11 protein-coding genes and 1 tRNA gene are annotated in these 19,070 nt (G+C 57.4%); 6 read left to right on the top strand and 6 right to left on the bottom strand.

From position 1 onward, the window contains the following. Positions 1-62: 62 nt before the first annotated feature. Together C4520_21870 and C4520_21865 are read left to right on the top strand one after the other, a co-directional pair. A complete protein-coding gene (locus C4520_21870) occupies positions 63-3,236 on the top strand; it encodes a bifunctional [glutamate--ammonia ligase]-adenylyl-L-tyrosine phosphorylase/[glutamate--ammonia-ligase] adenylyltransferase (protein RJP14002.1) in 3,174 nt (1,057 codons plus the stop codon). A gap of 24 nt (positions 3,237-3,260) precedes the next feature. Beyond that, positions 3,261-4,016, top strand: a complete 756-nt coding sequence (locus C4520_21865) for a UDP-2,3-diacylglucosamine diphosphatase (protein RJP14001.1) — start codon at positions 3,261-3,263, stop codon at positions 4,014-4,016. Positions 4,017-4,052: 36 nt separating this feature from the next. Here the strand turns inward: C4520_21865 and C4520_21860 are convergent, their stop codons facing one another. Further along, on the bottom strand, positions 4,053-5,444 hold the full coding sequence (locus tag C4520_21860) for a 2-isopropylmalate synthase (GenBank protein ID RJP14000.1): 1,392 nt from the start codon (positions 5,442-5,444) through the stop codon (positions 4,053-4,055). A 315-nt stretch (positions 5,445-5,759) separates the two neighbouring features. Beyond that, a complete protein-coding gene (gene xylB, locus C4520_21855) occupies positions 5,760-7,283 on the bottom strand; it encodes a xylulokinase (GenBank protein RJP13999.1) in 1,524 nt (507 codons plus the stop codon). 650 nt (positions 7,284-7,933) lie between these two features. Between xylB and C4520_21850 the strand changes: the two genes are divergently transcribed. From C4520_21850 to hisF, 4 genes are all read left to right on the top strand, one after another. Then, a complete protein-coding gene (locus tag C4520_21850) occupies positions 7,934-8,857 on the top strand; it encodes a site-2 protease family protein (protein ID RJP13998.1) in 924 nt (307 codons plus the stop codon). A 57-nt stretch (positions 8,858-8,914) separates the two neighbouring features. Further along, complete coding sequence (locus C4520_21845) at positions 8,915-10,096, top strand: pyridoxal phosphate-dependent aminotransferase (GenBank protein RJP13997.1); 1,182 nt, start codon at positions 8,915-8,917, stop codon at positions 10,094-10,096. An 80-nt stretch (positions 10,097-10,176) separates the two neighbouring features. Beyond that, the gene (locus C4520_21840; GenBank protein RJP13996.1) at positions 10,177-11,403 is read left to right on the top strand and encodes an acyl-CoA dehydrogenase; all 1,227 of its coding nucleotides are present in this window, start codon (positions 10,177-10,179) and stop codon (positions 11,401-11,403) included. Between the two features lie 47 nt (positions 11,404-11,450). Then, entirely contained in the window at positions 11,451-12,215 is a 765-nt protein-coding gene (gene hisF, locus C4520_21835; protein RJP13995.1) for an imidazole glycerol phosphate synthase subunit HisF, read from the top strand. A 14-nt stretch (positions 12,216-12,229) separates the two neighbouring features. Here hisF and C4520_21830 read toward each other — a convergent pair. The 4 genes from C4520_21830 to secA form a co-directional block, all read right to left on the bottom strand. Further along, positions 12,230-12,306 (bottom strand) — tRNA-Val (locus C4520_21830). Between the two features lie 122 nt (positions 12,307-12,428). Beyond that, positions 12,429-14,111, bottom strand: coding sequence for a hypothetical protein (locus C4520_21825; protein ID RJP13994.1), 1,683 nt, complete (start codon positions 14,109-14,111; stop codon positions 12,429-12,431). A 63-nt stretch (positions 14,112-14,174) separates the two neighbouring features. Further along, complete coding sequence (locus C4520_21820) at positions 14,175-15,767, bottom strand: hypothetical protein (GenBank protein RJP13993.1); 1,593 nt, start codon at positions 15,765-15,767, stop codon at positions 14,175-14,177. 40 nt (positions 15,768-15,807) lie between these two features. Next, positions 15,808-18,819 carry a preprotein translocase subunit SecA gene (gene secA, locus C4520_21815; GenBank protein RJP13992.1) on the bottom strand — a complete coding sequence of 1,004 codons (3,012 nt, stop codon included), beginning with the start codon at positions 18,817-18,819 and terminating at the stop codon, positions 15,808-15,810. Positions 18,820-19,070: the final 251 nt, after the last annotated feature.

Here is a 19,070-nt window from a genome sequence, read left to right as displayed (position 1 = left end):
GAGGCGAACATGTTATAATAAGCCAGGTTGAACAACTTCCGGAAAAGAAAAGGTTGTCTCATTTGCAAGAGCACGAGCGACTTGCGGAAATCTTCTTCACTGAAAAGATTCCGTTCGACTCCGTCCGCCGCGTTCTGACCGGCGCCGGTATTCGCGATCCGGTTACGGCGGATAAGAATTTGAAGCTCTTGGCTGGCCACGGTCCCGGCTACGAGTTGTTCTGCCGGATTCTGCCGGATGTTCTGCAGGAGCTGAGTTCAGCGGCCGATCCGGATATGGCGTTGAACAACTGGGAGCGCCTTGTGGAGGTAATCCGCGACCGGGAATCGCATTTCAATTATCTGGCGGCAAAACCGCGGGTGCTGGGCGTCCTGCTCAAAATTCTCGGCGCGAGTCAATACCTCTCCGATATTCTGATTCGCCAGCCGCATCTTTTTCTGAGCATTCTTTCGGACGATTTCGCAGATACGCCCGCAGATCGTGAAAGTTTGCGATCGGAATTATCCGAGCGCCTCGAGGATGCGCCCGATTATCTTGGGAAACTGGATGTGCTGCGCGAATTCAACCAGCGACAGATGCTCCACATCGGGGCGCGAGACATATGCGGAAAAGTGGATGTCGAGGCAATCTTGAAAGAAACGACCGCTCTCGCGGATATCTGTATCGAGGCTGCCTTCGAGAGCGCGCAGTCGGAAGTGTTGCGGCGGCACGGAATTCCTGGAGAAAATGAAACAAACCGCCGTGCTGCTGCCGTCGTACTGGCCTTCGGAAAACTCGGCGGCGAGGAATTGAATTATAGTTCCGACATCGATCTGATGTTCATGTATTCGAACGAAGGCGAGACCCGCGCCGGGGCGCCTGATCAACGGATCGAGCCGATTTCCAATCATCAGTTCTTCTCGAAGGTGGCCGAGAAGTGCATCGACTTGCTGTCGCGCGTGACCGATCGGGGCCATCTGTATCGAGTGGACATGCGCCTGCGCCCGATGGGAAGCAAAGGACCGCTGGTGAGTTCGCTCGAAAGCCATCTGAATTATTATGAGATTTTCGGGGAGACGTGGGAGCGGCAGGCCCTCCTGAAGACGCGGCCGGTGGCGGGAGACCTGGCGCTCGCGCAGGCCTTCCTCACGGAGATCAGGCCTTTTGTATATCCAAAATACCTCGACCACCGCGGGATTCGCGAGATTCAGAATCTCAAGCGCCGGAGCGAGATCGAGGTTGACAAGCACGGCCGGACGCTGACCGAGGTAAAACTCGGGCGAGGCGGGATCCGGGATATCGAGTTCATTGTTCAGTTCCTCCAATTGTTGCACGGCGGGAAGAACGAACAGCTGCGGGGTGTTAATACGCTGACGGTTCTCAGAAAACTGGAACAGATCGGGTACCTGACGTCCGCCGAGTTCTCCTCTCTCGTGGATGCCTACAAGTTCTTGCGCCGGCTTGAGAATCGGCTGCAAATCATGCAGAACCGGCAATTGCACGTTTTGCCAACGGATGCCGAATCCCTTCAGGTGATAGCACGCAGCCTCGGGTATCGGGATCAACCGGCAAAATCGGCAGGCGAGGCGCTGGCCGACGAACACCGGCGGCAGACAGGCCGCGTGCGCGAGCTTTTCAACAAGTTCTTCAGCAAGCTGTTCTCAGCGGATGAACATGTCTCGCCTGTGGTCGATCTGATGATGAATCCCGAGCCTGACCAGGAGGAAATTCGGAGCGCGCTTTCCCGCTATGGATTTCGCAATCCGTCCGTCGCATATGTCAATCTGCGATTTCTTGCGGATGGCCCGCCGCAATCGCCATACACCTCCCGCGCGCGCACCTTCTTCTCGAGTATCGCCCCCCTTTTGATCCAGTATCTGTCGCAATCGCCTGATCCCGACATGGGACTCACCAATCTCCAGCAATGCATAACGGCGATGGGGGCGCCGTCGAATCTGTATGAAGTACTCTCGACCAGCCCGAAATCCATCGAATTGTTCGTGGCGCTTGCATCGTATAGCGATTATCTCATCCGATTGTTCGTGAATGATCCCGGCGTGCTCGATTTCCTCATGAGCACGAGAATTCTGGAAGAAGAAAGTTCGCGCGAGCTGATCGACAGGGCCTTGGGAAAATTTCTGGAGATCAACCCCAACTTCTACGAATCGATCCAGCGATTCAAGAACGGTGAAATTTTGCGGATCGGATTACGCGATATTCTCGGGCTGGCGGATATCGCCGAGGTGATCCGAGAGCTGTCCTCGGTCGCCGAAGTCATGCTCGAACGCGTCTATCGGCAATGTCTTGCGGAGGAGTTGGCGCGTTTCGGCCAGCCGCGAGCGGATGATAACCGCCCTGCCACGCTGGCGATTCTCGGATTAGGCAAGCTGGGCGGCGGCGAGATAAACTATGCGTCCGATCTTGATATTATTTTCGTCTATTCGGCTGACGGCGGTACTGGCGGTGGTACTGCCGACGCCATATCGAATCAGCAGTTCTTTAATGCGCTGGCCGCGCGTATAATGAAAAGGATGGCGGAAGTGAATCCCTATGGCTATCTATATAAACTGGATGCGCGGCTGAGACCTGATGGCGAGCAGGGACTGCTGGCTGTTTCGGCCGATGCTTTCATGGAATACCATCGCCGAAAGAGCGCCCTCTGGGAAAAGAGGGCCATGACAAAATTGCGTCCGGTGGCCGGCGATGCGCACCTTGGCGAGCGCCTGAAGGAATTTGTGCAAGCGCTCATCTATCAGCCTGGTTTCTTTTCGGCGGATGTTGTGAGAGATGCCGCCCAAATGCTGTCGAAGATCTTCGCGAACGCGCGAACAGAGGAGCACGAGGGCGTACAAATAAAAAATGCAGAAGGCGGCATCATCGAAATCGAGTTTCTCGTTCAGCTCTTGCAGATCAAATATGGGGACGGTCTGCCGGAACTGCGGACGCCGAATACGCTCGAGGCGCTCGATCGGCTCGCCCGCACCGGCAGGATCCCGCGGCAAGCACACGATGACCTGATCGCCGGCCTGGTTTTTCTCCGGCGCATCGAGAACCGCTTGCGCCTGATGCACGACCGCCCGCTCAAGGAGCTGCCGGCGGAGGTGGACGCGCTGAACAAGCTGGCGCTTCGACTAGGGATTCGGGCCGCGGCCGACCGGGACCCGGCCGAAATGCTCCTGGATACGCTGCACTTGCACGTCCAGCGGTCGCATCGCGTGTTCGTCGAGATGATGAAGGAGCTTGAGGAAACGAAGTAACATGCATGGTAACCTGTGGGAGACATGAGAGGAAAAAAGATTCTATTTCTCTGTGACGCACACCTGGGCTCCGGCACAAACGAGGAGTTGAAAGGCAGGGTGCTGTCGGATTTCATCGATCGGATGCCCCAGAGGGGGGTGTCCACGCTTTATATTCTCGGCGACCTCTTCGATTTTTGGTTCGAGTACGAGTCGGTCATTCTGTCTCGCTATTTCCATTTCCTCACTGCGCTTTCGGGAGCGGTCAAGAGCGGAATCGAGGTTCATCTGATCGTCGGCAACCACGACTACTGGGCGGGCGACTTTCTCAGAAACACCATCGGCATGAAGATACATTATGCGCCGATAGAGATCGAGTTGGACGGGCGGCGCATTTTTATTTGTCACGGCGACGGCCTTAACGAATACGACCGCGGCTACTTGGTGCTGAAGGCAATCATAAGAAATCGGGCGATCCTGTGGTTCGTACGCTGGGTCCACCCGGACTTGCTGCTGCGGATTGCGAAGCGGTTTTCGCGGTTCAGCCGGCAAAGCACGTCGGTTGCGGGCAAACTGCGAGAGGATGAGGGCATTCAGCAATATGCGCGCCGGAAGCTTGAGGAAGGATTTGATATCGTGATCGCCGGCCATTCGCACATGCCGCACGACGAAACCATCTCGATCGATGGAAAAGCCAGGCGCTACTTCAACGTCGGCGACATGCAGGAACAGTTCTCGTACCTCGAATATGTCGACGGCAAATTCCAGTTGAAGTATCTGAAAGCCGGCCAGGAGGGATGAGAACTTCTCTGCCAGTTCAATTGAAAAGCGCGAGACTCAGAACTTCCTGAACCTTTTGGGCATGATTTGCTGGGCGGCGTGCAGCATTTCGTCGCTGGAGATTTCGGTGGTGCGACCGTTCTCATACTGCGCCATCACCCAATCGTAGAGTTTCTTCACACCCTCATCCTGTTTGTCGAGCCGTTTATCACCCTTCAGATCGAGCATCGAGTTGACCCAGAACGCGACGCCGGCGAGCCCGCTCTTGTCGTTGATCGCGACGACGAGCGGACGGTGCAGAAACTTCTCGGTATTGAAAATGTTGTATATTTCCTCGTTCTTGAGGGCGCCGTCGGCGTGGATGCCCGCGCGCGTGGTATTGAATTCGGCCCCGACAAATGGGAAATTCGCCGGAATATTGTAGCCAAGTTCGGAACGATAATAATGGCCGATCTCGGTGATCACCGGTGTGTGCATGCCGTCGAGGTCGCCGCGAAGCGCCGCATACTCGAGCACCAGCGCCTCGAGCGGCGGATTCCCCGTGCGTTCGCCAATCCCAAGCAGAGTTCCATTAGCGGCGGCACAGCCATATAGCCAGGCAGTCGATGCGTTGATGAGCACCTTGTGGAAATCGTTGTGACCGTGCCACTCCAGATACTCGCTCGGGATTCCGCCGTAGTTGAGCATGTTGTACAGAATCTGCTGAACCCCGCGCGGCGTCGATACTCCGTCGTAGGGAACGCCGTAGCCCATCGTGTCGCAGATGCGGATCTTGACCGGAATGCCGTACTGCTTCGACAGCTTCATCAATTCCTGCGCAAACGGGATCACGAACCCCAGGAAATCGGCGCGCGTGGCATCCTCGAAATGGCAGCGCGGGATTATCCCCATGTCGAGCGTGGCCTTGACGACGTCCAGATAATCCTCGAGCGCCTGTTTCCGCGTTTTGTGGAGCTTGAGAAAAATGTGGTAATCCGAGCAGGACGTGAGGATGCCGGTCTCTTTCAGGCCCATCTCTCTCACAAGTTCAAGATCTTTGCGGTTTGCGCGAATCCAGCCGGTTATCTCCGGAAACTTGTAATCAAGCTCCTGACATCTGCGGACGGCCTCGCGGTCCTTCTCCGTATAAAGGAAAAACTCGGTCTGCCGGATTTTCCCCTTGGCGCCGCCCAGGCGGTGAAGAAACTTGTAAAGCTGAACGATCTGCTCGACCGTGTACGGCGGCCGCGCTTGTTGTCCGTCGCGGAAGGTGGTATCCGTTATCCAGATTTCATTCGGCATTGCTATGGGAACGTGCCGGTGATTAAAAGGGATTTTCGGAATATCTTCATAAGAGAAAATGGTGCGATGAAGATTCGGCTCCGTCACATCGCGCAGCTCATAATGATAATAGTCCTGCTCAAGTACATACGTTTTTTTGCTCAGCTTTAATCTTCTTTTCTTCGGCATCTTCTTTCACTCCCGCCTTCCCGAGGGGCCCACATACGTATTAGATACGCTTTTTGCTGTAGAGCATGTGCTTCATTATATCATAACGGCCGCCAAATAAGAGCTTTTTTGTCCGGTTTGGGGGCATAAAACAACTGCCAATGAGCCGGTGACTTGTCGGACAGATCGGACGCGTCGGACAGGTCGGACAGAGCCTTCTCCCTTTTATCTTTAAATATAACACGCAAATTCGGGTTTGTCGCCGGTGAATTATTCAATTAGACAAGGGCGAGTGCTTGGGGTCTTAGAACCGGAAGAAAATTTCGTGGCCGCGCCCTACGTCATGGTCCCGAGGCGGTGGAAAACGTCCCGGTTTAGGGCATAGAGTTTCTTATATAGGGGATAATGATCATTATATACGCGCACATGCTCAGGGACAGGGGCGACCTGTTCGGCTTTTCGGACAGTGGCCAGCGTCGCCTGCGCGCAATCCGCGAAGATGCCGGCGCCCACCCCGGCCAAGAGCGCCGCTCCGAAGGGGGCGGCATCCGACACCTTGAGCGTGCGGACTGGTTGCCCGAACACGTCGGCCTGGATTTGGCGCCACAGAGGGCTTTTCGCTCCACCGCCTGCAAGGATGATCTCGTGAACCTCGATGCCGAGTTGGCGCACCAGTTCCAGGCTGTCGCGCAGGCCGAACGCGATCCCCTCCATGATCGCCCGGACCATGTGGGCTTTCTGATGCCGGAGCGTCAGGCCGCACAGCAGGCCGCGCGCGCCCGAATCCGCATGCGGCGTGCGCTCGCCGTTGAGATACGGCAGGAAGATCAGGCCTTCGGATCCTGCCGGCACGGAAGCGGCTGATTCCGAAAGAAGATCATAGACGTCGCGGCCCTCGCGCCGCGCCTGCTCCGCTTCTTCGTTGCAGAAAGCTTCCTTGAACCATTTCAGCGAGAGGCCAGCCGTCAGCATCACCCCCATCAGGTACCACATGTCTGGGGCCGCGTGATTCATGCAATGGAGCCGCATATGCTCGTCCGCGCGATGAGAGGACAACGCTGCCAGGAAGACCCCCGAGGAGCCGATGCTTGCCTGCGCTACGCCCTCCTCGACGATGCCTGCGCCGACGGCGGCGCACGCGTTGTCGGCGCCCCCGCCGACAACAGGGGTTCCGGCGCGGAGTCCGGTCTCCTCCGCCGCGTGATGCGTGATTGTGCCGGAAATCTGTTGCGAAGCGATGACGGGTGGAAGGATGGCGGGATCAAGGTTGAGCGCCGACAGGATGCGACGCGACCATTTTCTCGCGCCCACATCGAACAATAGTGTTCCGGCCGCATCGGAAAAATCAGTCGCGAGTTCGCCGGTCAAGCGAAAACGGATGTAATCCTTTGCCAGGAGAAGGTGTTGCAGTTGCTCAAAATGCGCCGGTTCGTGCTCTCGCAGCCAGAGGACTTTGGGTGCGGTGAATCCCTCGAGCGCCGGATTTGAGGCCTCATTTCGCAAAAGATCGAGACCGGCCCGCTCGGTTATCTCCCGGCACTGCCGCGTGGTGCGAACGTCGCACCACAGGATGGCCGGCCGGAACACCCGCAGTTGTGAATCCAGAAATACGGACGAATGCATTTGGCCGGACAGGCCCACGGCGGCGATTTCACCGGGTTTCAGCCCCGCGGCCAAGAGCTGGCTTGTGGATCGGCAAAAAGCCCGCCACCAGTCCTCCGGATTCTGTTCGGCCCATTTCGGTTGAGGAGAAGATATCTCGCAACTGGAAAAACTTTCGAACGCGACCGCGCCATCCGGCCTGACCGCAAGCGCTTTGACTCCGGTCGTTCCAATATCCAGTCCGAGCATTAATGCCATAAAATACATGCCTTTATATAAAGCCGCCAACTATTCGGCAATACCGTATCAAGCGCTTGCGTTTGTTGTCAAGAAAGACAATCGTGTGCGGCGGAGCCTGGATATCTTCTTTCTCAAAAAACTCCATATCGGTCCTTTTTAGGGAGCTAAAAGGGCGTCGACCGGATTCCTGTTGGAGCTTCGACCGCGGATGTTGGATCGCCCAAAACTTTTTGAGGGAAAAACGCGTGCTCGTTCGCGCAGATTTGTCCCGAAAACGCGGAGCATCCGTTCGATGATGGGTCATCTCGATAAGCGCACCATGCAATGCAATTCAATTTCCGGTCAGCTGGCATCTAATTTGCATGTTGCGCGACTGCGATTTCAAGAAGGACGTTACGCCTGTATCGCCGAAGACGCAGCGTCTCTTTTCCAGAGGGTCTGGCTCTCTCCGACCGCCGTTGACCAGCCCGACCCAAGCAGGCGCAGGCCTGGTAAAATGCCGGGCCTGCTTTTTTTGTGCCGAGGGTGCTGGGTCATAGCTTCTCATTGGCGCAGGCCGGGCGAGTTGCTCACGTCCCCATCGGTTTCCTCCAGAGGTGTTCTTGCAGGCCTTCTCGCCTGTATGCTAGAATTAGCTCAAAGATGCTTCGTCGCAAGGAATTTTGCAAATGAATGATAATGGGCGTATAGAGTCTGCTGGGGGGATAGAGCCGGAAGTCTTTAGTCCGGCTAATGGATACGAGCACGCCCCATCCCTGGCGCGGGTGCGCCGAAAGATATCGACGAACATCATCCTGTTTATCGCCACGCTGTTCACCACCATTTTTGCGGGCGCAATGCTTGCGGAAGTCAATCCGGTCACTCATCCTCATCTGCTCTACCGCGGGATCCCGTTCTCGCTGACTCTGATGGGTATTTTGCTCTCACACGAGCTGGGCCATTACCTCATGTCGCGGCGCCACAACGTCGATGCGACTCTTCCGTATTTCATCCCCGCTCCAACCTTCGTCGGTACCTTTGGGGCGGTAATCAAGGTGAACTCGAATGTTCCAGACCGGCGCGCGCTTCTGGATATCGGGGCCTCCGGCCCAATCATCGGGTTCCTGTTCTCGATTCCGGCGCTGGTAATCGGGTTCGAGTTGTCATATCCGGTACCGGATATCACCGGCGGGATCAATTTTGGGTCGTCGATTCTGCTGGAGGTTCTCGCCGGCATTTTCTTTTCCTCGATACCGGACGGCTACGCGATAAATCTGCATCCGATAGCGCTTGCCGGATGGATCGGCTTGCTGGTGACGATGATGAATCTGCTGCCGGTTGGCATGATGGACGGCGGCCACATCTCCTACGCATTGTTTGGCAGGCGGCATTATCATATTTCGGTCGCAGTCGTTGTCGTTTTACTGGTGATGGGCATTTACGGCTGGTTCGGCTGGGCCATATGGGGCATGCTCAATATGGCGTTCGGTCTGCGTCATCCCCCGCCGACTCATCCCCATGTTCCACTTGACGGCAGGCGAAAACTGATTGGCGCGGCCGCGGCCGTGATTTTCATCGTGACATTCGTGCCGATGCCGTTTTCGGTCGTATAATATCGTACCCGTAGCGATGTGCCCGCTTCCCCTGAAATCGGTTTTTCCGGTGACTCCATGAAACGTCCTATAGATATTCCGCCGTTCCTGGTGATGGAAGTGCTCGAACGCGCGCAGGAACTCGAGCGACAGGGACGCCATATCATTCATCTTGAGGTGGGCGAGCCGGATTTCCCGACGCCGGAATGCATCAAAGAGGCCGCCGTCAAAGCTTTGCGAGACGAGAGGACTCATTATTCGGCAAGCGTGGGGATCCTGCCGCTGCGTGAGGCAGTCTGCGAATCCTATCGTGCGCGCTATGGCGTCGATATTTCTCCCGATCGCGTCGTCGTCACTTCGGGAACGTCTCCCGGCTTTCTGCTCGTGCTTTCCTGCATCCTGCAAGAGCGCGATGAGGTTATTCTCCCCAATCCCCATTACGCCTGCTATCCGCAATTCATCAAGTATGCTGGCGGCGCTCCCGCCTTCGTCGACGTCAAAGAAGAGACCGGTTATGAGCTCGAGCCGGGACTCGTGCGCCGGCGGGTCCGTCCCAAAACCAGAGCCGTTCTTCTCAATTCGCCGGCCAACCCGACAGGCCATGTAATGGACGGAGAGGTGATCCGGCAGCTTGCTTCGGTCGGGCCAGTTGTTGTCTCCGACGAGATATACCACGGCCTCGTTTATAAGGGGAAAGAACACACGGCGCTCGAATACACGGATGACGCATTTGTTCTGAACGGCTTCTCGAAATTGTACTCGATGACCGGCTGGCGGCTCGGTTATATCATCACCCCCATGAAATACCAGCGACTGATCCAGAAGATGCAGCAGAATTTCTTCATCGCTGCGAATACGTTTGTTCAGTGGGCGGGCGTTGCGGCTCTGAAGGAGGCTCAGCCGGACGTCGACCGGATGGTGGCATGTTTCAATGAGCGCCGCAAGCTTATCCTCCGCCGAATCAGGGAAATTGGTTTCAAGGTGGTGAAGGAGCCCACCGGCGCATTCTATGTGTTGGCGAATGCGAGGCGATTCACGCGGGATTCGTTGGCGTTTGCCTTTGAGGTACTCGAAAATGCCGGCGTCGGGATCGCGCCCGGCATCGATTTCGGCTCGAACGCTGAAGGTTTCGTCAGGTTCTCGTACGCGAATTCACTGGACAATATTGAGGAGGGAATGCGGAGGCTCGAGGAGTATCTGTCGAGTGACGGCAGGAAACAATCGGCGAACCGCACGGCTTCGAAGAAGAGCAAGCTGTAGGCACCGAATTCGGCCAATGCGCAAGGAGATTCCGACCTGCGTCTTCCTCTTCGGGCAAAGGCCTGAGAAAGGAGATTTCCATGTTTGACATGCTGCTCAATGAAAAAGAGAAGGCGGTAAAGCGGGAAGTCAGGGATTTCGTCAAGAGCATTCCTGCGCAATTGCTCAAAGACATGGACGAAGGAAAAGTAATGTATCCGCGCGAGATAGCACAGGAGGCTGCTCGGCGCAAGCTGCTCGGGCTTCGCTTCCCCGAGGTGTGGGGCGGCCGCGGGCTCGGCTGGGTCGGCGAGATGGCGGCTATCGAGGAGATCGGTATGCTCGGCGCTTCGCCCGCCTGCCTGTATTCCCTGGTCAGCATCGTTGGCGAGGCGCTGAACGAGTTCGGCACCGACGAACAGAAACGCAAGTATCTTCGCCCGATGCTCGAGGGCAAGATTTTTTGTGCGGAGGCGCTGACGGAACCGCGCGGCGGCAGCGACTTCTTCGGAGCGACCACAATCGCCACGCGCGACGGAGACAGCTTCATCCTCAACGGCCAGAAACGATTTGTGGTCGGCGCGGAAGGCGCGGATTTCTTTGCCGTCTATGCGAAGACGGCGCCCGAAAACCATCCGCACGAATCGATCAGCCTCTTCATCGTCGATCGCGACGACACCGTGCTGGTGAAACACGTGTACGGGCTGATGGGGACGAGAGGCGGCGGCGCCGGACGCCTGTTGTTTCACGATTCAAGAGTGCCGGCAAAGAACCTTATCGGGCCGCTGAATGCGGGCGGCCTCATCTTCAATCGAATGATGGTGCCCGAGCGCATGACCAGCGCCGCCGGCTCGATCGGGATGGCGCAGGCGGCAATCGATATCGCCGCTCGTTACAGCACCAAGCGCAAAGCATTCGGGCAGAAAATCATGAAGTTCCAGGCCGTCAATTTCATGGTCGCCGACAGCATCTCAAAACTCGATGCGGCGCGCAGCCTGAATTATGTTGCGGCGCGCGCGGCCGATACAAGCGATAACCCGCGCCGGCTCGTTTCGCAGGCCAAGAAGGTGGCCACCGAGACCGCATGGGAAGTGATCAATAACGCGATGCAGATCATGGGCGGCATCGGATACACGAATATTTATCCGGTCGAGAAGTACCTGCGCGATTGCAGGCTCTCGATGATCTGGACCGGCACCAACGAGATCATGAACCTGCTGATCCAGCACGAATATTATAAAGAACTGGCCGCGGCGGACGGCCAGGTGCGCGACGTCGAACAGGATGCGGTAGGCGCGGCAGAGGTCGAAGAAAAAATCTACGAATAAGCTCCGAAAATTTCGAAACGTAGGGAGAATCACCGAGAGGAAGCAATATGTCATTGATCAAGATTATGCCCTGTCTCGATATGAAAGACGGCAGGGTTGTCAAGGGAGTGCATTTCGTCGACTTGAAGGATGCGGGCGATCCGGTCGAGAACGCGCGCTATTATCAGCAGGAGGGCGCAGATGAACTCGCGATGCTCGATATCGCGGCCACCCTCGAAAACCGGCAGACGCGTCTCGAATGGGTCAGGAACGTTTCCGCCGTGATCAGCATTCCGCTCACCGTTGGCGGCGGCATCTCGAGTCTTGAAGACATCGAGATGGTGCTTGAGGCCGGCGCCAGCAAGGTATCAATGAATAGTGCGGCGGTGAAGAATCCCAAGCTGGTTTCTCAGGCCGCGAAAAAGTTCGGATCGGAAACGATCACCGTTGCGGTTGACGCCAGGCGTAACAAGAAAATGCCGTCAGGATTCGAGTTGGTGGTTTCCGGCGGCACGAAACCGGTGGGCAAGGACGCCGTCGCATGGGCCAAAGAATGCGAGAAGCTGGGGGCCGGCGTGATCCTGCCGACCAGCATGGATGCGGACGGCACGCGTGACGGGTATGATCTTGAATTCACTCGAGCCATTTCCGACGCGGTAACAGTTCCGGTCGTCGCCTCGGGCGGCGCGGGAAAGCTCGAGCATTTTTATCAGGCGGTTGTCGAGGGCGGCGCGCAGATCGTTCTGGCGGCCTCCGTTTTCCACTACCGCACCTTCACCATCCCGCAGGTGAAACAATATCTAAAAGAAAAAGGATTGCAGGTGAGTCTATAGACCTGCAATCCCTATCGTGGGCGGTACTGGGCTCGAACCAGTGACCTCCTGCTTGTAAGGCAGGCGCTCTCGCCATCTGAGCTAACCGCCCGTATTCAGCCGCTCATGCGGCCCGCATGAGCGCAACCGAAACCAAGTCTATTATAGCAACGCGGGGGGCAAAGTCAAGCTTTCCGCGGCTCGTTAAGCGCCGCGGCGCCTGGGGCTTTTCCCTCAGAATTCCAGGCGATTGACGTTCCGGATGCCGAGGTACATCGGCAGGCCGGCGGCGATGATGCTGATAACGGCGACCAGGCCAAATGCCAGCAGGATCGCCTCGTGGAAATCCATGTGCAGGTAGGCGAGCAGGCCCCCTCCGCCTCCGCGCACTGTATACTGCCAGAAGACAATCCCTTCGAGCAGCACGACCACCGCGACGTAAATCATGCTGAGAATGAAGTTGAGCGTGCCGCCGAGGCCCGAAACGATACGCGCCGGATTATCCTCCCTGAAGTTTGGATACATGGCGCCCAGGCCGACCGCCAGCCCCGCCATCGCGAAATTCATCAGGAACATGGTCGCGCAGCATACGACGACCGCGACAGCGCTCAAGTTGAGGGCCATGCTCGAGACGACCATCAGCGCCTCGGTGAACACCAGCGTCATCGCGATGCTGAGGAAGAATTTCTGCAGGAGCAGCCGGCTGCGCTTGATCGGAGCGAGGCCGACGATCCAAAAACGTTTTCCCTCCAGACTGAACAACGGAAAGACGAAGCGCGTCGTCAAAACCGAGAGCACGAGGGCGCCGGCCGCCAAATTCAGAAACGCGATTCGCGTCTGCCACTCGGGAGCGAGGAACTTCTCGTAATTGTGCAGATTGCCGACGTAGACGATCAGCAGCCCAAAGAATACGATGAACTGCGTCCACTGCGACGGATCTCGCCAGAACATGCGGAGGTCCTTCATCGCGAGCGCCCGTATCGGCGAGTTCAGCGGCAGCAATCGCTCGAGCCTGTTCAGGATGCCTCTGCCCGCGGGGTAGTAACGCTTCAGGCTGAACCCGCGCAGGCCGGCCCAGCCGCCATAGTAGCCCAACCCCGCAAGCCAGAGAGAAATCACCAACAGCATCAGCGCGTTGCTGAGCAGCAATCCGAAATAGAACGACGCCTCGCGCAGGTTTCCGGCGCCCGCCGCGAGGACGCCCTCATTCAGCCAATGGCTCGGGAAGAACGGCGACTGCGTCGTCCTGAGCGCGGAGAGAATCTTATCGAGGGCGTCAAGCTGGCTGAGGTTGCTAACCGCGAATGAGCGGTACAGGAACACGAGGAATCCTATCCCAAGCAGCGCGATGACCGCAATGATCAGCTTGAAATTCATCCGCGGGAAAACGCGAACCAGTCCCATGATCACGAGGGCGCCGAGGAGACCGGCAATCAGGACGAACGGCAGGAAAAACAACGGGAGCGCCGGATAGAAATACCACTTGACCCGGAAAACGACGCCGTAGCTTATCATCAGGGGCATCCCTAGAAAAATGAACGCCCATGAGCTGTAGGCCAGCGCTTCCGCAAACCGGCACAGGAAGACTTCCTGACTGTCCATCGGCAGCGAAAAAAGGAACTCGGTCTCCGACGACCTGTAGAGCGTCGAGAAGGCAACCAGAATGTTGCTGAATACCAGCATCGCGAACAGAGTGAGGAAAAAAAGCGCGAGCACGCGCACCGCGAGGAGATCGCCGACCGGAAAATTAAAGAGGAAATCGAAGCCCTTATAGAACAGCCAGCAGCCGACCGTCAGGAAGATGAACATCCACGTCGAGACGACTACCAGCTTGAGCTTCGATTCGTTTCGAAGCGATCGAATCACATTGCGCGCGAGGCGCGCTTTGGCGGCGAGATAGACGATAAAAAAATTCACGATATCAGGCGGAGCGGGAAGGCCTCATCCGCCTATGCGGTCAAGGCCGACCCGGCCGACTCCTTATGCTTTCTCGTAGGAGACCGACCGAATACTGAGTTTGATCTTGCCGATGATCTGCATCAGCCTGGCCTGCTGTTCGAGGTCGCCCTCGAGCAGCTTGATGTGCGTCGCGTCGGCGACGGACTGCCCGAATGTCGGGTCCATTGCGACCCAGCGGCCGACGTAGACCTCCGGCCACGCATGATAATAGAAGCTTCCCTTGTGGTACACGAGTCCTATGGCGATCTTGGCCGGCAGGCCGAGCGAGCGCGCCAGCGCGACAAAGAGCGTCGTGTGCTCGTTACAGTCGCCTTCGCGTTTCTCGAGCACCTCGACCGCCGACGGCAGCGAGAAGGTGACTTTCTTGTCGATGTTCTCGAACAGCCACTGGTTGATCCGCTCCGCCACCACAAGCCCGTTGGTTTCGCCATTGGCTATTTCTGCGGCGAGCGCGCGGATGGCCTCGTCGTCGGACTGGATGAAAACGGTGGGAGAAAGCGTCTCTGCGAATTCGGCGCCGCTCACCGGCAAAGCCACGCACTGCGCAGGATCGGCTTTCACCATCTCGACGCGGATCAGTCCCTGTTTTGCGTCGGCGAGCGTCTGGTATGCGCCATCAAGCTCGAACTGGCCGAGATCGATGCCCGTGATCAAAGCCTCGAGCCGGCGCGCCTGCTCGGGCGTATCGATCCGGACGTCCGACGGCACGGCCATCATCTTGGCGATGTCATAGCGAAGAGGAGGTCCCGCCTGGTTGCGGAACTCCTGTGCGACCGAACGATCTTCCCGGATGAGCGTCCACCCAAGCGGAGTGCTCTCCTTCAGGGTTTCGCCGCTCTCGGTCACCCACGCCGTGAAAGTCAGGCCCTGATACTTTGTGTCCACCACGTATACATCGATCTCTTTGCCATCAAATTCATACGGCTCCATCCCCCTAACCGTCACTTTCGCCATGTTGGTTGAGAGCGTGAACGGGTCGAGGATCTGGATAGAGTACGTGACGCCGACCTTCAAGTCGGGCAGGTAAAGGAGCGGTGTCAGACTGTTGGAGATATTGACGTCTTCATTGACCGTCGCCGTCTTGCGAAATACGCGCCCGCCGGAGAGCACGTCAAGCAGCAGGTTATTCCCATCGCGCCTGCCGTCGAGTTGGATTTCGTGGTCGGCTGAGTTCAGTTTGCAGGTGAACGCGCGCATGCGGAAGTCGCCATCGGTATGGAGCAGTCCCTCAAAATTTACCTGCAGCGGCTGTTCCATCAGCATGAGCTTCATGAAGGTGCGATTGAGCACGATGAAGCCGGGTTTTTCCGAGCCGTAAGTTCGGTTGACCGTGGTATTGGAATAGCCGATCTTCTCGCCTTCGTAGTAGATGCCCATCCACTGCTCCTTGAAGGAGAGCTCGGGCGTGAGCGAAGCTGCGATGCTGGTCGAGCCGGTCGGCAGGCGTGTAAGGAAGAGTTCCTTGCGCACGAGTTGCCCGTTCATGACCGCCCAAAAGATAACGACAGCGATAACAATGGATACTTTGCTTCTTCCGGATTTTACTACTGGCATGCTCCCTCGTTTCGTTGCCGGGACGGCCGTCCGATGCGCCGGCCGAGCCGGATGCTTCATGAAAGGTGTGGTAGGGGACGGTTTGTGCTGATTGCCGCAGTCACGAGCCGCAGCATTTCTTGTATTTCTTTCCGCTGCCGCACGGGCAAGGCTCGTTGCGGCCGATCTTATCGCCGACCTTGACGGGAACTCTTGCCGGCTTGCTCGATCCGTCGCCGGCGATAAGCCGCGCCGGCTGTTTCGGCGCTTCGCTCAATGCGCCCGGCGATGACGAATCGTGCGAGGTCAATGTCGCCTCCGCCGGTTGCGGCTTCGGTTCGAGCTTCTTTTGGATTTTTTGCGGTTCGCCGACTTGCACGCGGAAGAGGAATTCCGCGGCGCCCAGCTTGACGTCGGCGATCATTTCGCTGAACAGGTTGTAACCTTCGTGCTTGTACTCGACCAGCGGATCTTTGCCGCCGTGGGCCCGCAGGCCGATGCCTTCTTTCAGCAGGTCCATCGCGTACAGGTGATCTTTCCATCGAGAATCAACCGATCGCAGAATTGCGACACGCTCGATCTCGCGCATTGTCTCGGGTCCGAATCGCCGCTCGCGGTCGTCATATGCCGCCCGGACCGCCTGCTGCAGCCGGTCGAATATGTGCTCGGCCTCGACGGTCTCAAGGTCGACGTGGTCGAACCGGACGAGGATCGCGAGGTGGCGACGCAGCCAATCGGACAAACCGCGCAGGTTCCACTCGTCGGGCAGCGTGTCCGGCGGCACGAACTCCTCCATTTTCTCTTCAAGGAGGTCGTCGACCATCTCGAGCATGTGCTCTTTCAGGTTATCTTCGTCGAGCGAGCGCTGGCGCTCGGCGTAAATGATCTCGCGCTGCTTGTTCATGACGTCGTCGTACTTGAGCAGATGCTTGCGGATCTCGAGGTTGTGCGCCTCAACCCGCTTCTGCGCCGTCTCGATCGAGCGCGAGACCAGCGAGTGCTCGATCGGCTGGTCCTCTTCAATGCCGAGGCGATCCATGATCTTCATGATGCGGTCGGATCCGAACAGGCGCATCAGGTCGTCTTCGAGTGAGATATAAAAGCGCGACGAACCCGGATCGCCCTGCCGGCCCGCACGACCACGGAGCTGATTGTCGATGCGCCTGCTCTCGTGACGCTCCGTGCCGATGATGTGGAGTCCGCCGAGCTTTGCGATGCCTTCGCCCAGCTTGATGTCGGTGCCGCGGCCGGCCATGTTGGTCGCAATGGTGACGGCGCCTCGCTGGCCCGCTCGCGCGACGATCTCGGCTTCTTTCTCATGATATTTCGCGTTAAGGATGTGATGGGGGATGCGCTCGGTACGAAGCATCTTGCCGAGCAACTCGGACTTCTCCACGGAAATCGTGCCGACGAGCGACGGGCGGCCAAGCTTGTGCATTTCCCTGACCTCGTTGATCACCGCCTTGAATTTCTCCCGCTCGGTCTTATAGATGCAGTCCGAGAAATTGTGGCGGATGAGCGGACGGTTCGTCGGGACAACCACGACGTCGAGCTTGTAGATGTCGTGGAATTCCTGAGCCTCGGTGTCGGCCGTTCCGGTCATTCCGGCCAGCTTGTCGTACATTTTGTAATAATTCTGGAGGGTGATGGTTGCGAGCGTCTGGTTTGCCTCGCCGACTTTCACGCGCTCCTTCGCCTCGAGCGCCTGGTGCAGGCCGTCGCTGAAGCGGCGGCTCGGCATCAGGCGGCCGGTGAACTCATCAACGATAACGACTTTATTGTCGGAGACGATATAATCAACGTCGCGCTCGAACAGTGAATACGCGCGCAGCAGTTGCGAGACGGCGTGAATGCGCTGGCTGACGGTATTCATGCGGTCGTACAGTTGCCAACGTTTGGCCTCGAGTTCCATTTCGCGCTGGAGCTTGATATCGTAATCGAGCGACTTATCCGCCCGCAGGCCCTCAAGTTCCCGATCGAGTGCGTGTTCTTCCTCGTCAATCTCCGGCAGGACGAACATATCGAGCTTGCCGGAAGAAATGGTGCGTCTGCCTTTTTCGGTCAGATCGGCCACATTGGATTTCTCATCGATCGTGAAGTACAGGTCGGAGACGAGCTTCATGATCGGGGATTCCTCTTTGCCGCCCATCAGTTTGTCGCCCATCAGGTCGAGTTCGGTGCGATGCACCAACCTCTGGAGCTTTGCATTTTCCATCAACGCGAGGAAGCGCTTGTCCTTGGGACTGCCCTTCTTCACCATGAGCAGTTTTTTGCCGGCCTCGAATTCGCTTCCGTTCTCGATGAGCGGCTCGGCCTCGTCCATCAGTTTCTTTGTGATGCGTTGCTGCTGGTGGTAGAGGCGGTCGACCGCGGGCGCAAGCGCCTCATACTGCTCGTTGGACTGCTCGACCGGCCCGGAGATGATGAGCGGCGTGCGCGCTTCATCGATGAGGACGCTGTCGACTTCGTCCACGATCGCATAGTGATGGCCGCGCTGCACCTGGCGCTCTTTGTGGATGCTCATGTTGTCGCGCAGGTAGTCGAACCCGAACTCGCTGTTCGTGCCGGAGGTGATATCGGCCCGGTACTCCTCCTGACGCTCGTCGGAGTCCATTCGCTGCTGCAAGCAGCCGGCGCTCAGCCCCAGGAATTCATATACGGGACCCATCCATTCACGGTCGCGGCTGGCCAGATAATCGTTCACGGTTATCAGGTGCACGCCTTTGCCGGCGAGCGCGTTCAAATAAATGGGCAGTGTCGCCACCAGCGTTTTTCCTTCGCCCGTGGCCATTTCGGCGATTTTGCCTTGGTGCAGCACCGCTCCGCCAATGAGCTGGCAGTCGAAGTGCACCATGTCCCACGTGATCTCGTGCCCTCGCACGTACCAGTTCTTGCCGTAGAGTCGGCGGCAGGCCTCTTTGACCAGGGCAAATGCCTCGGGCAGGATATCGTCCAGCGTTTCGCCCGCGCCCAGGCGGCGGCGAAACTCGGAGGTCTTGGCGCGGAGCTGTTTGTCGGAAAGCGCTAACAGGGCGGGCTCGTGCGCCTTGATCTCGTCAGCGATCGGTCGCAGTTTCTTGATGTCCCGCTCGTGCTGCGTTCCGAAGATTTTCTGTAATAGCTTGAATATCATGATTTAGTGGAGGGCTGCCGGGAATGGCTGCGAACAGTCTGGTACCCGGAGTTCTCCCCCAATGGGCCACTTTCCTGGTAATTAAAAAAATCAGGAAATCTCCTTAATTTTAGCAAAACCAGGGGGTAAATTCAAGGAAGTTCCGGCGTTCCAATAGGGCTTACGCATCTAAATCGGCCCTTGGGGGCGGATTTTTGCTGACTGCTCCTTCTTATTGGCTCTGTTGGGTTTCCTTTGTGGTTTTGGAGATG

This window comes from Candidatus Abyssobacteria bacterium SURF_5, from assembly GCA_003598085.1.
In the GTDB taxonomy this organism is placed as follows: Bacteria; Abyssobacteria; SURF-5; order SURF-5; family SURF-5; genus SURF-5.
This window is presented reverse-complemented; position numbering and strand designations above follow the sequence as displayed.

Coding starts and splice junctions, on each gene's coding strand:
- C4520_21845 (RJP13997.1), top strand. CDS start 8,915: ATGAAACGTCCTATAGATATTCCGCCGTTCCTGGTGATGGAAGTGCTC.
- C4520_21860 (RJP14000.1), bottom strand. CDS start 5,444: ATGCCGAAGAAAAGAAGATTAAAGCTGAGCAAAAAAACGTATGTACTT.
- C4520_21850 (RJP13998.1), top strand. CDS start 7,934: ATGAATGATAATGGGCGTATAGAGTCTGCTGGGGGGATAGAGCCGGAA.
- C4520_21840 (RJP13996.1), top strand. CDS start 10,177: ATGTTTGACATGCTGCTCAATGAAAAAGAGAAGGCGGTAAAGCGGGAA.
- hisF (RJP13995.1), top strand. CDS start 11,451: ATGTCATTGATCAAGATTATGCCCTGTCTCGATATGAAAGACGGCAGG.
- C4520_21865 (RJP14001.1), top strand. CDS start 3,261: ATGAGAGGAAAAAAGATTCTATTTCTCTGTGACGCACACCTGGGCTCC.
- xylB (RJP13999.1), bottom strand. CDS start 7,283: ATGGCATTAATGCTCGGACTGGATATTGGAACGACCGGAGTCAAAGCG.
- secA (RJP13992.1), bottom strand. CDS start 18,819: ATGATATTCAAGCTATTACAGAAAATCTTCGGAACGCAGCACGAGCGG.
- C4520_21820 (RJP13993.1), bottom strand. CDS start 15,767: ATGAAGCATCCGGCTCGGCCGGCGCATCGGACGGCCGTCCCGGCAACG.